The 12,728-nt window shown below is 73.6% G+C and carries 14 protein-coding genes and 1 pseudogene; 8 read left to right on the forward strand and 7 right to left on the reverse strand.

The features are described 5' to 3' along the window. Nucleotides 1-25 precede the first annotated feature (25 nt). Both LZ495_RS24005 and ligD read right to left on the reverse strand, forming a co-directional pair. The gene (locus tag LZ495_RS24005) at nt 26-1,252 is read right to left on the reverse strand and encodes a beta-ketoacyl-[acyl-carrier-protein] synthase family protein (protein ID WP_235054930.1); all 1,227 of its coding nucleotides are present in this window, start codon (nt 1,250-1,252) and stop codon (nt 26-28) included. A gap of 225 nt (nt 1,253-1,477) precedes the next feature. Beyond that, nucleotides 1,478-2,491, reverse strand: coding sequence for a non-homologous end-joining DNA ligase (ligD, locus tag LZ495_RS24010; protein WP_235054931.1), 1,014 nt, complete (start codon nt 2,489-2,491; stop codon nt 1,478-1,480). A gap of 63 nt (nt 2,492-2,554) precedes the next feature. On the opposite strand from ligD, the gene LZ495_RS24015 reads away from it, so the two are divergent. Then, complete coding sequence (locus LZ495_RS24015) at nt 2,555-3,622, forward strand: ATP-dependent DNA ligase (RefSeq protein ID WP_235054932.1); 1,068 nt, start codon at nt 2,555-2,557, stop codon at nt 3,620-3,622. A 114-nt stretch (nt 3,623-3,736) separates the two neighbouring features. Continuing rightward, nucleotides 3,737-3,910 (forward strand): hydrophobic protein, encoded by a 174-nt coding sequence (locus LZ495_RS24020; RefSeq protein WP_235054933.1) that lies wholly within the window; start codon nt 3,737-3,739, stop codon nt 3,908-3,910. 13 nt (nt 3,911-3,923) lie between these two features. Here LZ495_RS24020 and LZ495_RS24025 read toward each other — a convergent pair whose 3' ends face one another. Then, nucleotides 3,924-4,799, reverse strand: coding sequence for an ANTAR domain-containing protein (locus LZ495_RS24025; protein WP_235054934.1), 876 nt, complete (start codon nt 4,797-4,799; stop codon nt 3,924-3,926). A 252-nt stretch (nt 4,800-5,051) separates the two neighbouring features. Between LZ495_RS24025 and LZ495_RS24030 the strand changes: the two genes are divergently transcribed. After that, nucleotides 5,052-5,669 carry a TetR/AcrR family transcriptional regulator gene (locus tag LZ495_RS24030; protein ID WP_235054935.1) on the forward strand — a complete coding sequence of 206 codons (618 nt, stop codon included), beginning with the start codon at nt 5,052-5,054 and terminating at the stop codon, nt 5,667-5,669. Between the two features lie 76 nt (nt 5,670-5,745). Here the strand turns inward: LZ495_RS24030 and LZ495_RS24040 are convergent, their stop codons facing one another. Then, nucleotides 5,746-6,519 carry a UbiA family prenyltransferase gene (locus LZ495_RS24040; RefSeq protein WP_308268616.1) on the reverse strand — a complete coding sequence of 258 codons (774 nt, stop codon included), beginning with the start codon at nt 6,517-6,519 and terminating at the stop codon, nt 5,746-5,748. Between the two features lie 284 nt (nt 6,520-6,803). Between LZ495_RS24040 and LZ495_RS24045 the strand changes: the two genes are divergently transcribed. From LZ495_RS24045 to LZ495_RS24060, 5 genes and pseudogenes are all read left to right on the forward strand, one after another. Then, nucleotides 6,804-7,898 carry a type III polyketide synthase gene (locus LZ495_RS24045; RefSeq protein ID WP_235054936.1) on the forward strand — a complete coding sequence of 365 codons (1,095 nt, stop codon included), beginning with the start codon at nt 6,804-6,806 and terminating at the stop codon, nt 7,896-7,898. 22 nt (nt 7,899-7,920) lie between these two features. Then, the gene (locus tag LZ495_RS24050) at nt 7,921-8,577 is read left to right on the forward strand and encodes an isoprenylcysteine carboxyl methyltransferase family protein (RefSeq protein ID WP_372498637.1); all 657 of its coding nucleotides are present in this window, start codon (nt 7,921-7,923) and stop codon (nt 8,575-8,577) included. A 23-nt stretch (nt 8,578-8,600) separates the two neighbouring features. Further along, nucleotides 8,601-8,999, forward strand: a pseudogene (locus LZ495_RS45335) (NAD(P)/FAD-dependent oxidoreductase); the annotation flags it as partial. Nucleotides 9,000-9,219: 220 nt separating this feature from the next. Continuing rightward, nucleotides 9,220-9,717, forward strand: a complete 498-nt coding sequence (locus tag LZ495_RS45340) for a hypothetical protein (protein WP_372498642.1) — start codon at nt 9,220-9,222, stop codon at nt 9,715-9,717. 134 nt (nt 9,718-9,851) lie between these two features. Then, the gene (locus LZ495_RS24060; RefSeq protein ID WP_235054937.1) at nt 9,852-10,262 is read left to right on the forward strand and encodes a DUF4234 domain-containing protein; all 411 of its coding nucleotides are present in this window, start codon (nt 9,852-9,854) and stop codon (nt 10,260-10,262) included. Between the two features lie 62 nt (nt 10,263-10,324). Here LZ495_RS24060 and LZ495_RS24065 read toward each other — a convergent pair whose 3' ends face one another. From LZ495_RS24065 to LZ495_RS24075, 3 genes are all read right to left on the reverse strand, one after another. Next, nucleotides 10,325-11,089, reverse strand: coding sequence for a crotonase/enoyl-CoA hydratase family protein (locus tag LZ495_RS24065; RefSeq protein WP_235054938.1), 765 nt, complete (start codon nt 11,087-11,089; stop codon nt 10,325-10,327). A gap of 109 nt (nt 11,090-11,198) precedes the next feature. After that, complete coding sequence (locus tag LZ495_RS24070) at nt 11,199-11,960, reverse strand: class I SAM-dependent methyltransferase (RefSeq protein WP_235054939.1); 762 nt, start codon at nt 11,958-11,960, stop codon at nt 11,199-11,201. 79 nt (nt 11,961-12,039) lie between these two features. Then, complete coding sequence (locus tag LZ495_RS24075; protein WP_235055021.1) at nt 12,040-12,492, reverse strand: MarR family winged helix-turn-helix transcriptional regulator; 453 nt, start codon at nt 12,490-12,492, stop codon at nt 12,040-12,042. Between the last annotated feature and the right edge of the window lie 236 nt (nt 12,493-12,728).

Consider the following 12,728-nt stretch of genomic DNA (forward strand, 5'->3'; position numbering starts at 1 on the left):
GGTGGTCGGGCGGCGGATGGGGACGCTACGCCTGCCTGAAGACCAGCGACGCGTTGTGCCCGCCGAAGCCGAACGCATTGGCGAGCGCCGCCGGGACGCTCCCGTGCCGAGGGGCACCCGCGACCACGTCGAGCTTGACCTCCGGGTCGAGTTCGACGAGGTTGCGGGTCGCCGGGACCACGCCGTCGCGCACCGCGAGGATCGCCGCGACCGCCCCCAACGCCCCTGCCGCGCCGCAGAGATGGCCGGTCATCGACTTCGTCGCGGTGACCACCGGATGGATGCCGACCGCCTCGGCGACCGACCGCGCCTCGGTCAGGTCGCCGAGCGGGGTGGACGTCGCGTGCGCATGCACGTGGGCGATGTTCTGCGGCGCCAGATCGGCCTCGGCCAATGCCCGCCGCATCGCCCGGACTTGCCCCTCCGAGGCACCCGCGGTGATGTGGTGGGCGTCGGACGTGACACCGGCCCCGGCCAGCACCGCGTGCCGCCGTACGCCCGGCCCGCGGGCGCCCGCGAAGTCCGCACGCTCCAGCACCACCACGGCTGCCCCTTCGCCCAGCACGAACCCGTCGCGCCGCACGTCGAACGGACGGGACGCCTCCTGCGGCCCTGCGCCGCCCGCCGACAGGGCCTTGGCCTGCGCGAACCCCGCCAACGGCAAGGCGTGCACGCAGGCTTCCGCCCCGCCCGCCACCACCACGTCGGCCCGCCCGAGCCGGATCAGGTCCAGACCCAGCGCGATCGCCTCCGCGCCCGACGCGCACGCGCTCACCGGGGTGAGCGCACCGCCGCGCGCGCCGAGTTCGATGCTCACCCACGCGGCGGGGCCGTTCGCCATCACCATCGGCATGGTGTGCGGCGACACGTGCCGCGCGCCGTGCGCCTCCAGCACGTCGTCCTGGCCGAGCAGGGTCAGCGCCCCGCCGGTACCCGTGCCGATCACCACCGCGAGCCGCTCCGGGTCGACCTCGGGCGCGCCCGCATCCGCCCACGCCTCGCGCGCCGCGACGAGGGCGACCTGCTCGCAGCGGTCCAGCCGCCGGGCCCGGACGCGGCCGAGCACCTCGGCCGGTTCGACGGCGAGCCGCGCCGCGATACGCACCGGAAGCCCGGCCGCCCATTCCTCGTCCAGGACGCCGACCCCGGAACGCCCGGACAGCATCGCGTCCCAGGTGTCCGGTACGTCTCCACCCAGCGGAGTGGTGGCGCCGAGTCCGGTGACGATCACATCGCCCGCATATGCACGCACAGCGTGGCCCTCCCTTGTGGCTAAGTGACAACAGCGACACCGCGAACGGATGCTCGAAGCTGCCTGGGATCAGCCACTCTGCCAGCGTATTTGTGCATGAACGGGTAGCGTCCCGGACGGATTCGCCCGGCGCGCCTTTGTGGGATACCGCTAGTTTCGGGCGGGGCCGCCGCAGACGGGGCGCGGATGCCCAGCAGCCGGCCAGGCGACCGCGCACGCCCGCGCTCAGTCGTGGTCGTGCCTGGCCCGGCTCGGCTGCACCCGAGGCGGCTCGCCCGGCATCTTCGGGTGGTCCGGCGGATACGGCAGCTCTCCGAGCCCCTGGTCGCGGAGCTGCTTCTCGGCGAGTTCCAGTGCCGCCTCCAGGCCGAACGCCTGCCCCTCCATGTCGGCGTGCCGGTCGCCCACCTCGGCGAAGCGGGCCGGCATCGTGGCGATGTCGAAGTCGTCCGGGTGCGCGTCGTCCAGTTCGTCCCACAGCAGCGGTGCCGAGACCGTCGCGCGCGGATTGGCCCGTACGGAGTACGCGCTCGCGATCGTGCGGTCCCGGGCCATCTGGTTGTAGTCCACGAAGACCCGCTCGCCGCGCTCCTCTTTCCACCAGTTCGTGGTCACCCGATCGGGCATGCGCGCCTCCAGCTCGCGCGCCAGCGCGATCACCGCGCGCCGGGCCTCCACGAACGTCCACTCCGGCCGCAGCGGCACATACACGTGCACTCCGCGCCCGCCGGACGTCTTGGGCCACCCGGTCATCCCGTATGCACCCAGCACCTCGCGCAGCTCGTGCGCGGCCCGGGCCGCGTCCGCGAAGTCCGTGCCGGGCTGCGGGTCCAGGTCGATGCGGAGCTCGTCCGGGCGCTCGGTGTCCGCGGCCCGCACCGGCCACGGATGGAACGTCAGGCAGCCCAGATTCGCCGCCCACACCAGCGCCGCCACGCTGTCCGGGCACATCTCGTCCGCGGGCCGCCCGCTGGGGAAGCGGATCCGGGCGCTCGGGATCCAGTCCGGCAGGTACTTGGGCACCCGCTTCTGGAAGAACGACTCGCCGGCGATCCCGTCGGGATACCGCTCCAGCGTGGTCGGCCGGTCGCGCAGCCCGCGCAGCAGACCCGGCCCGACCGCGACGAAGTACCGCACCACGTCGCCCTTGGTGAACCCCCGGTCCGGGAAGTACACCTTGTCGAGGCTGCTCACCCGGACGGACCTGCCGTCGACATCAAGCTGTTCGGCCGCACCCATGCCCCAGAGTAAGCACAGATGCCCGATTTGAGCCCTTCGCCATGCGGACCCAGACTGATCATCATGCAGCTCCCCGTGATGCCCCCGGTCAAGCCGATGCTCGCCAAAGCCGCCGCGCGGATCCCGCCCGGCATGCACTACGAGGCCAAGTGGGACGGCTTCCGCGCCATCGTCTTCCGGGACGGCGACGAGGTGCTCATCGGCAGCCGCAACACCAAGCCGCTGGACCGCTACTTCCCGGACGTCGTGGCCGCGGTGCTGCGCGAGCTGCCCGAGCGCTGCGTCCTGGACGGGGAGATCGTGGTCGCGGTCGGCGACCGGCTCGACTTCGACCGGCTGCAGGACCGCGTGCACCCCGCAGCGTCCCGGGTGCGGCACCTCGCGGAGACCACGCCCGCGTCGTTCGTGGCGTTCGACCTGCTGGCGCTCGGTGACACCGCCTATCTGGACCGGCCGCTCACCGAGCGCCGTGCGGCCCTCGAGGCGGCACTCGCGGACGCCGCGCCGCCCGTGCACCTCGCCCCGGCGACCGGCGACCCGGCCGTCGCGCAGGCCTGGTTCGAGCAGTTCGAAGGCGCCGGGCTGGACGGCATCGTGGCCAAGGACCCGGCCGGGCACTACCGGCCCGACGAGCGCGTCATGCTCAAGATCAAGCACGAGCGCACCGCCGACTGCGTGGTGGCCGGCTACCGCGAGCACAAGTCGGGACCGGTGGTCGGCTCCCTGCTGCTCGGCTTGTACGACGACCGCGGACGTCTGCAACACGTCGGGGTCAGTTCGTCGTTCACCGCCGCGCGCCGCGCCGAACTGGTCGGCGAGCTCGCCCCGTACCGGGTGGACGATCTCGCCGGGCACCCGTGGGAGCGCTGGGACGACCCGGCCGCGCACGAGACCGACCGGCTGCCCGGCGCGGTGAGCCGCTGGACGGGGGACCGGGTGCTGGACTGGGTGCCGCTGCGGCCCGAACTCGTCTGCGAGGTGGCGTACGAGCACACCCAGGGCGACCGGTTCCGGCACACCGCGCGGTTCCGCCGCTGGCGCCCCGACAAGGCACCGGCGGACTGCACGTACGCGCAGTTGGACGAGCCGGTCCGCTACGACCTGGCGGACGTCCTGGCGGCGCGCGCCTGACGCGGGGCCGGCGCCCGCGCCGGACCCGGCGTCCGACCTGGAGACAGGAAGGGCAATTCGCCTACGGCGTGCATGGCGTGCATTGTCCGTCGGTTTCCGGGCAGCGCGGCAGCCATGATTCCTCTCATAGTGGTGCTGCTGCTCGCCCTGCTGTTGTTCGGCGCGGGTTTCGCGCTCAAGGCCCTGTGGTGGCTGGCGGTCATCGTGCTGCTGGTCTGGGTGCTCGGTTTCGTCTTCCGGGGTGCCGGTGCCGGCCGCGGCGGCCGCAGCCGCTGGTACCGCTGGTAGCGGCCGGCCGGCCTCAGCGCCGCTGCCCCGGCAGCGGCGCGGGGCCGGGCAGCGTGCCGGTGCGCGTCACGTACCCGGCGATGTCCCGTACCGGGACGTTGCTTTGCTGCGATGCCGCGGTGATCAGCCCGATGGCCTGCACGTCGGTCAGGTGCCGGGTGGCCATGAGCACGCCGACCGCCTCGCCGATGACCTGCCGGGTCTCCACTGCGCCGGCCAGCGACTCGATGCGCGAGGCGGACCAGAGCGCGAGGGCGGCATGCGCGGCGTACAGCGCGGCGATCGGGGCCGCGTCCTCACCGAGGGCGTCGGTGTCGCGGGCGTACAGCGTGAGGGTCTCGACCCGGTCCCCGCGGGTGGCCAAGTGGCAGACCAGCATGGACCCGACGCCGATGCGCCCGGCCCGCAGCGCGAACCGCGGCCAGCGCGGCTCGTGCGACATGTCCTTGATCAGCACGACCGGTTCCGCGCCGCAGGCCTCCAGGCAGGGGCCCTGGCCGGCCGACAGGTGCGCGGCGCACAGCGCCTCGAACGCCGAGCCGGACGCGGCGGTGGACGCCGGGCTGACCACGCGCCGGGTGCGCTTGTGGGGCTTGCGCTGCGCGACGGTGATGCCCGCGTGCTCCACGCCGGGCACCGTGTCGGTGGCGAGCTGCACGACCTCGCGCAACGTGTCGCGTACGGAGGGCTGGTGGGCCAGCATGCCGGCGTGCGCGGCAAGAGTCGTGGCCAGCGCCACGGGAGACTGCGGGCCGAGCCCGGAGGGTCCGTCCGGCGGCGCCTCGGTTGCGGCCTGCGGGTGCGGCGGACGGGAGAAGCGCCACGTCGCCGCGGGGGCGGAGGGCTCCCGCCGCTCGGATGCTGCGTCGGTCGGTGCCGTGCCGGTCATGTCGAAGCCAATGCTCGGTGGGCGGGTTCCTTATGGCTCGGGTGGCTCGGGGGAATCTCGAAGAGCCTTTCGTCGGGCAGGTTTCCTCCTTTCCTTGCTAGCACGAGAAAGACCGGTCTGTCTACGATGGCACCTTGGCCGACGCAGCCGGCCGGCGAGGCAAGTACCCTTCCGGAAACGCCTTTTCGCGCGGCGCGATGCAGCGGGGCGGCGGCCGTCCACGGAGCCGGACAGGCGGGGAGCGGACGCACCATGACGATGCGAGAGCCGACGCGGCAGCCGAAGAGCCAGACGGTCGAACTCCGATTCGGGGCGCGCGACCGCATCTTGGACGCGGCGTACCGGCTCTTCTCCGTGCGCGGCATCCGCGACGTCGGCATCGACGAGGTGATCCAGCGCTCCGGGGTGGCCAAGGCGACGCTGTACCGGCACTTCCCGTCCAAGACCGACCTGGCCCTGGCCTTCCTGCAACTGCGCGAGGAACGCTGGACGTCGAACCTGCTGACCGCAGGGGCGCGCAGCCGCGGGAAAACCGCCGAGGAGCAACTCCTGGCCCTCTTCGACGTCCTGGACGACTGGTTCCGCCAAGAGGACTTCGACACCTGCGCGTTCATCAACGTGCTGCTCGAAATGCGCGCCGACCACCCGCTCGGCATGGCCAGCATCGGCCACCTCGACACCATCCGCGGCGTGGTCGCGCAGTTCGCGGCCGGCGCCGGGTTGGCCCGCACCGACGAGTTCGCCCGCTCCTGGCACCTGCTCATGAAAGGCGCGGTCGTCTCGGCCGCGGAAGGCGACCTGGACGCGGCGCTGCGGGCCAAGGAGATGGCCGTCGACCTGGTCGCCCGGCACCGGCCTGCGGAAGCCTGACCAGGTCGTCCGTACGCTGACGGCTCAGGCCGAGTCCGTACGCTGACACTTCCCGGCAAGTGCGTACGCCGGCAGCTCAGGCCAGGCTCCCGCCGCGGCTCACGAACAGCGCCACCGCCAGCCCGGCCACCCCGATCGCGGTACGGAACGGCACCGCCGACCCCTCGCCGCCCGGGCGGACCACGCCGGCCGCGGTGGCCGCCGCCGCGCTCCCGAGCACCGCCCAGTCCAGCGGCCGGGCCGGACCCGGCGGGCCCAGTGCCACCACCGCCACTGCGCCCAGCAGCACGAACGGCGCGACCAGCCGCACCTTTCGGCCGCCCATCCGCTGGGGGAGGCCCCGCACCCCGGTGGCCCGGTCCGCGTCCAGGTCCGGCAGCACGTTCACCAGGTGCGCACCCACGCCCAGGAGCGCCGCCCCTGTCGTTGCCCACCACACCGGCCACGGACTCCCGGGCAGGCCGAGCGTGATGAACGCGGGGAGCGCACCGAACCCGATCGCGTAGGCGGCGGGCGACCAGACCGTGCGCTTCAGGCCCAGGTCGTACGCCCAGCCCCCGGCCAGGACCCCCGTGAGGTGCGCGGCCGCCGCGGCCGGCCCGCCGAGCAGCGACAGCGGCACGCACGCGGCCAGCGCGCCACCCGCGGCCTTGCCCACGTGGGAAGGCGGCACTTCGCCGGTCGCAGCCGGTTTGTCGGACCGGCCGACCGCCGCGTCGCGCCGCGCGTCCACCGCGTCGTTGCACCAGCCGATGGACAGTTGGCCGGCCAGCACCGCGGCACCCACCCCGGCCGAACCCGCAGGTCCGCGCCCCGCCGCGGCCGCCACCGCGGTCGCGAACAGCGTCACCGCGGCGGTGGGCAGGGGGTGGCAGGACCGTGCCAGCGCTGAGGCGGTGGCGAGGGTCCGGCGTGCACTGCCGCGAAGGCTGCTTCGGGGGCCGTCCCGCAGGCTACTCCGCGAGCTTTTCCGCACGCGGGCCCGCGAGCCGTCCCGCGGGCCGCCCGCCACGCCGTCCGGCAACTTGCCGGGCAAGTTGCCTCCGTCAGCGCGTCGGACCGCAATGTCCGGGTAGTCGCCCATGACCATAAAGGTAGGCGAACCGCAACCAATCCACCGGAAGGACCCGCCTGATGCGCAGCACCTCCGGGGACCGGGCACCGAGCACCGTCGCCGCCGTGCAGGTCGCGTTGCCCCCGTACCGCTACCCGCAGCACGAGATCACCGAGATGGTGGCCGAGCTGTGCCTGCCGCCCGGTGCGGACCGCACCAGGATCCGGCAGCTGTCCGAGTCCGCGGGGGTGGCCACCCGCCACCTCGCCCTGCCGCGGGAAAGCTACGCCGCGCTCGGCGACTTCGGCCGCGCCAACGACGCCTGGATCGAGGCTGCGTCCGCACTCGGCGAAGAGGCGATCAGCGGCGCGCTCAAGCAGGCCGACCTCGACCCCGCCGCCCTCGACCTGATCGCCTGCGTCTCCGTCACCGGCATCGCCGTACCGTCCCTGGACGCACGCCTGGCGTTGCGCATGGGCATGCGGCCCGACGTGGCCCGGATGCCGCTGTTCGGTCTCGGCTGCATGGCCGGGGCGGCCGGCGTCGCCCGGGTGTACGACTACCTGCGCGGCCGCCCGGACGGTGCGGCCGTCCTCCTGGCCGTCGAACTGTGCTCGCTGACCCTGCAGCCCGGCGACCACTCGGCGGCCAACCTGGTCGCCGGCTCGCTGTTCGGGGACGGCGCCGCGGCCGTCGTCATGCTCGGTGCCGAGCACCCGGCAGCCGGTGCCGCGCACGGCCCGCGGATCGTCGCGTCGCGGAGCACGCTCTACCCGGACACCGAATACGTCATGGGCTGGAATATCCGCTCCACCGGCTTCCGGGTCGTGCTCAGCCCGGACGCGCCGGACCTGGTCCGCGCCCATCTGCCGCGCACGGTAAGGGAGTTCCTGGCCGAGCACGGACTCTCGCCGGACGACATCGCCACCTGGGTGTGCCACCCCGGCGGCCCCAAGATCATGAAGGCGGTGACCGAATCCCTGGGCTTGGCCGACGACGCCCTCGCCGCCACCCGAGCCTCGCTGGCCCAGGTCGGGAACCTCTCCTCGGCATCCGTCCTCCACGTCCTGCAGGAGATCCGCGACGCGGGCCGCCCGCCGCAGCCCGGCTCGTGGGGGCTGATGACCGCGTTCGGCCCCGGCTTCAGCGCCGAAATGGTCCTGCTGCGCTGGTGAAACCGTCGGAAAGGACGGACTCATGTCCGGCTCCACCTGGTACACCCTGCTGATCGCCGCGGTCGCGGTCGAACGCCTCGCCGAACTCGTCGTCGCCCGACGCAACGCAGCCTGGACGCTGGCGCGCGGCGGCATCGAGTACGGCCGGGGCCATTACCCGTTCATGGTCGCGCTGCACACCGGCCTGCTGGCCGGGTGCCTGCTCGAACCCGCGCTGGCGGACCGGCCGTTCGTCCCGGCCCTGGGCTGGACGATGTTCGCCCTGGTACTGGCCGCGCAGGCGCTGCGCTGGTGGTGCATCCGCAGCCTCGGGCCGTACTGGAACACCCGGGTCATCGTGGTGCCCGGTGCGGAGCTGGTCCGGCGCGGTCCGTATCGGTACCCCGGAGTGCTGCGGCACCCGAACTATGTTGCGGTCGCCGTGGAAGGCGCCGCACTCCCGCTGGTGCACAGCGCCTGGATCACCGCCGCGGTGTTCACCGCCGCGAACGCCGCCCTGATGGTGGTCCGCATCGGCACCGAGAACACGGCGTTGCGCACTGCGGCGACCGGGCACGACGCGCGCCCGGCCGCGGCGTTCGACGGCGCCGCCCCTCCGGCGGCTGCACCCGATGCCGGCGTCCGGCCGGTTGCCGCACCCGACGCCGGCGTCCGGCCGAGCCCCGGAGGTGCCGCGTGACCGGGCGCGACGTCGACATCCTGGTGGCCGGCGGCGGACCGGCGGGACTGGCCACCGCCTTGCACGCCGCCCGGGCAGGGCTCGGTGTCGCGGTCGCCGAGCCGCGTGCGATGCCTGTCGACAAGGCCTGCGGCGAGGGCCTGATGCCGGGCGGGGTCCGGGAGTTGCGCTCGCTCGGTGTGCTGCCGCCCGGGCGCCCGTTCGCCGGCATCCGGTACGTGCAGGGCGACCGGCAGGCGGACGCGTACTTCCGGGACGGCACCGGGCTCGGGGTGCGGCGCACCGACCTGCACACCGCGCTGCGGCTCGCCGCCGCCGATGCGGGCGCGGTGATCCTGGCCGACAAGGTCACCGGCTTCACCCAGGACTCCCGCGGCGTCACCGTGCACGGCCCCGGGGTACGCGCCCGCTGGCTCGTCGGCGCGGACGGCCTGCACTCGCCGATCCGGCGCGCGGCCGGGCTCGACCTGCCCGCGCCGGACGGGCCCCGGCCGCGGGCGCGGTACGGGCTGCGCCGCCACTATGTGGCGGCGCCCCCCACGGGGGTGGGGGCGGGGCCCGGGGGGGCGCGCGCCCCCGCGGGGGGGGGGGTCGGGGGGCCGCCGCCACTTTGGGGGGGCGCCCGCCTCGGAGTTCGTCGAGGTGCACTGGGGCGCGCGCGCCGAGGCGTACCTGACGCCGGTCGGCCCGGAGCTGGTCGGGGTGGCGCTGCTCACCGAGGAGCGGGCCCCGTTCGCCGCCCAGTTGGCCGGGTTCCCCGAACTCGCGGAACGCTTCGCGGGCGCATGCCCGGCCGGTGACGTGATGGGTGCCGGGCCGCTGCGCACGGGGGCGGCCGCCCGGCGCCGGGGCCGGGTGCTGCTGGTCGGCGATGCGGCCGGGTACGTGGACGCGATCACGGGCGAGGGCGTCGCCCTGGCGCTGGGCACCGCCCGGGCGCTTGCCGCGTGCCTGGCGCGCGGGCGTCCGGACCTGTACGAGGCCGAATGGCGCCGCATCACGCGCGGGTACCGGCTGATGACCGGGGCGCTCATGTGGGCGCGCCGCCGCCCGGCGCTGGCCGGGCGGATCGTGCCGACCGCGGCCGCGCTGCCGTGGGTGTTCACGGCGGCGGTCGACGCGGTCTCGCGTACCCGATAGCCGGGCGGGGGCCGGCGGCTGGGCCGAACGGGCGTCGCCGCGTACCGAACGGGCCAATGCGCGTGTGGCCCGGGCGAGCCCGGGGCACCTGCCGGGCGGCCCTGGCGGTATGTGTGAAAGAGCAGGTAGGACGCGTGACAGGCATCATCGGCAAGCGCCGCAACATCTTCCTGGTCTGGCTGGTCTGGCCGTTCCTCACGCTCGGCATCTACTTCCTGGTGTGGATCTACAAGATCAACCGGGAGACCAAGGACTTCGACGCGCGCGTCGACGTGAACCCCTTCTGGGCGATGATGTCGTTCCTCATCGGCTGGATCATCATCGTGCCGCCGTTCCTGTCCACGTTCCGGCTCGGTCAGCGCATCGCGCAGGACCAGGCGGCGGCCGGCATGCGGGTGTCGTGCAACCCGTGGATCGGCCTCGTGCTGTTCTTCGTGGCCGGGCTGAACGCGCTGTACTACCAGAACGAGATGAACGCGGTCTGGGAGCACTACGGCAACCCGCCGGAGGGCACGCCCGTCCCGCTGCGCGGCGTCCTGGTCTGACCGAGCGCATACCGAAGCCCGGCCCGGCGCGCGCATCGGGCCGGGCTTCGGTATGTGACCGCCTATTCGCCGCGCCAGACCGGCGGGCGCTTCTCCGCGAACGCGACGGCGCCTTCGCGGGCGTCGGCCGAACCGAACACCGGCCGCAGGATCTCGCTCTGCCGCTCGAACGCCTCGTCGGCGGGCCAGTCCGCGGAGGCCACGATGATCTCCTTCGTGGCGGCCACCGCGAGCGGGCCGTTGGCTGCGATCCGGGCGGCCAGTTCGCGCGCCGCGCCGAGCGCGCCGCCCGGCTCCGTGAGCCGGTTGACCAGGCCGTACCGGTGCGCATCGGCGGCCGAGAAGTGGTCGCCGGTCAGCGCGAGCTCCATGGCCAGCAGGTACGGGATGCGCCGCGGCAGCCGCATCAGCCCGCCGGCGCCGGCCACCAGGCCGCGCTTGACCTCGGGGATCCCGAAGCGGGCGTCCTCGGCGGCCACCACCAGGTCGCAGGCCAGGGCGATTTCGCAGCCGCCGGCCAGCGCGTACCCCTCGACCGCGGCGATCACCGGCTTGCGCGGCGGCTTCATCGCGATGCCGGCGAACCCGCGCTCCGGATGCAGGATGTCCTCGCCGCCCACGAACGCCTTGAGGTCCATGCCCGCGCAGAAGGTGCCGCCCGCGCCGGTGATGATCGCCACCGTGAGGTCCTTGCGGCCGTCGAACTCCTCGATCGCGGCCGCGATCCCGTCGCTCACCGCCCGGTTGACCGCATTGCGGGCGGCCGGCCGGTTGATGGTGATCAGCGTGACGCCGTCGGCGTGTTCGACCAGCACCTCGTCGGACATACGAAGTCTCCTCGCGCGTAGGGGAGTCGGCGGAACGAAACCCTGCTGAACGCTCGCTAAGCTACGTCCGCCGCCGACCGGGTGGCAACCCCCGCGCCTTCGGGCGCGGCTACGCGGGCTTGCGCGCCTCGATCAGGAAACGCGTGGTGTGCGCGAGGAACGGCCCCTCGGTCTCGATCCTGTCGTGCAGCTCGCGCAACTTGCCGCGGTACTCCGCGACGGTGAAGCCCGGCACCATCCAGATCACCTTGCGCAGGAAGTACACCACCGCGCCGATATCGCGGAACTCCGTCCGCAGCGACGCGAACTGCAGGTCGACGACCTCCAGCCCGGCGGCCTCCGCGGCGGCCCGGGCGTCGTCGGGATGCCTCCCTCGCCGCACGTGCTCGGGCTGCGGCCCGAGGAAGAACTCCACGAGCTCGAACACACTGGCCGGCCCGACCTGCTGGGAGAAGTACGTACCGCCGGGCCGCAGCACCCGGGCGATCTCCGCCCACCACACAGTCACCGGATGCCGGCTGACCACCAGGTCGAACGCGTCGTCCCCGAACGGCAGCGGCGGCTCGTCCTCGTCCGCGACCACCACCGCGCCCATCGGGTGCAGCAGTTGCGTGGCCTTGGCGATGTTCGGCGGCCACGACTCGGTGGCCACCGTCAGCGGCGGCAGCTTCGGCACCCCGGCGAGCACCTCGCCGCCACCGGTCTGGATGTCGAGCGCGGCCGACGCCGCGGCGAGCCGCTCGCCCATGCTGCGCTGGTAGCCCCAGGGCGGGCGCTCCTCGGAGGCCCGTCCGTCCAGCCAGGAAAAATCCCACCCGGCCACGGAGACCGCATCGGCCTCCGCGACCAGGTCGTCGAAAGTACGTGACATCTTCCGATCTTCCCAAGCCCGGCCCCGCACGCCACCTCAATAACCACCCCGGCGCGCCGCCCGCCCCTTCGCCCCCGGATCACACCAGCGGACTGCCCACATTGCGCATCATCTGCCGCAGCACCTTGAGCGCCGTGACGTAGTCGGCATCGTCGATGCCCTCATGCATCGCGGCCCGCCACTCAGGCGCGTGCGTCTTGAGATCGGCCCGCGCAGCATCGCCCGCCTCGGTGATCCACAGCCGTCCGTCGCCATCGCGCGTCACCCACCCCCGCTCCAGCAACACCTCCGCCTCGGCCGCGAGGTCGTCCTCCTCCCGCAGGTACGTCTGGGTCGCCCCCACCAACTCGGCAATGCTCATGCCGCGGCCGTCCACCGAGATGTCGTTCTTCGACAGATGCCGCAGCATCCAGTACTGCGGCTGCGTGAACCCGAGCCCAGCCTGCTGCTCGCGGATGTAGCCGATGACGGCCTCGTAGGCCACCCCGGTCCAATACCCGACCGGCTGCCCGGCCAGCTCGGCGTCGGTCATCGTCGTGTCGCCAGTGATGCTCACGGTTCCCACCCTCCTCGTCGCTGACCACAACGCTAGGCACCCCCACCGATTCCCGAATCCGTAGAACTACTGGCCACCACCCACGGCCCCCGACGACCGCCCGGCCGCCGCCGCGGCGTGTGGGGAACGGGCCGAGGGCCGCTGACGGGTTGTCAGCGGCCCTCGGGCCGGGCGGGGGGGTGGGGTGACCGGTTCGGGCGCCGGGGCAGTGG

This window comes from Yinghuangia soli, from assembly GCF_021502675.1.
Classification (GTDB): Bacteria; Actinomycetota; Actinomycetes; order Streptomycetales; family Streptomycetaceae; genus Yinghuangia; species Yinghuangia soli.

Excerpts from the sequence above, each read along its gene's own strand:
- LZ495_RS24065 (WP_235054938.1), bottom strand. The coding sequence starts at position 11,089 with ATGTCCGACGAGGTGCTGGTCGAACACGCCGACGGCGTCACGCTGATC.
- LZ495_RS24030 (WP_235054935.1), top strand. The coding sequence starts at position 5,052 with ATGACGATGCGAGAGCCGACGCGGCAGCCGAAGAGCCAGACGGTCGAA.
- LZ495_RS24025 (WP_235054934.1), bottom strand. The coding sequence starts at position 4,799 with ATGACCGGCACGGCACCGACCGACGCAGCATCCGAGCGGCGGGAGCCC.
- LZ495_RS24050 (WP_372498637.1), top strand. The coding sequence starts at position 7,921 with ATGTCCGGCTCCACCTGGTACACCCTGCTGATCGCCGCGGTCGCGGTC.
- LZ495_RS24075 (WP_235055021.1), bottom strand. The coding sequence starts at position 12,492 with ATGACCGACGCCGAGCTGGCCGGGCAGCCGGTCGGGTATTGGACCGGG.
- LZ495_RS24020 (WP_235054933.1), top strand. The coding sequence starts at position 3,737 with ATGATTCCTCTCATAGTGGTGCTGCTGCTCGCCCTGCTGTTGTTCGGC.
- LZ495_RS24045 (WP_235054936.1), top strand. The coding sequence starts at position 6,804 with ATGCGCAGCACCTCCGGGGACCGGGCACCGAGCACCGTCGCCGCCGTG.
- LZ495_RS24070 (WP_235054939.1), bottom strand. The coding sequence starts at position 11,960 with ATGTCACGTACTTTCGACGACCTGGTCGCGGAGGCCGATGCGGTCTCC.
- ligD (WP_235054931.1), bottom strand. The coding sequence starts at position 2,491 with ATGGGTGCGGCCGAACAGCTTGATGTCGACGGCAGGTCCGTCCGGGTG.
- LZ495_RS24015 (WP_235054932.1), top strand. The coding sequence starts at position 2,555 with ATGCAGCTCCCCGTGATGCCCCCGGTCAAGCCGATGCTCGCCAAAGCC.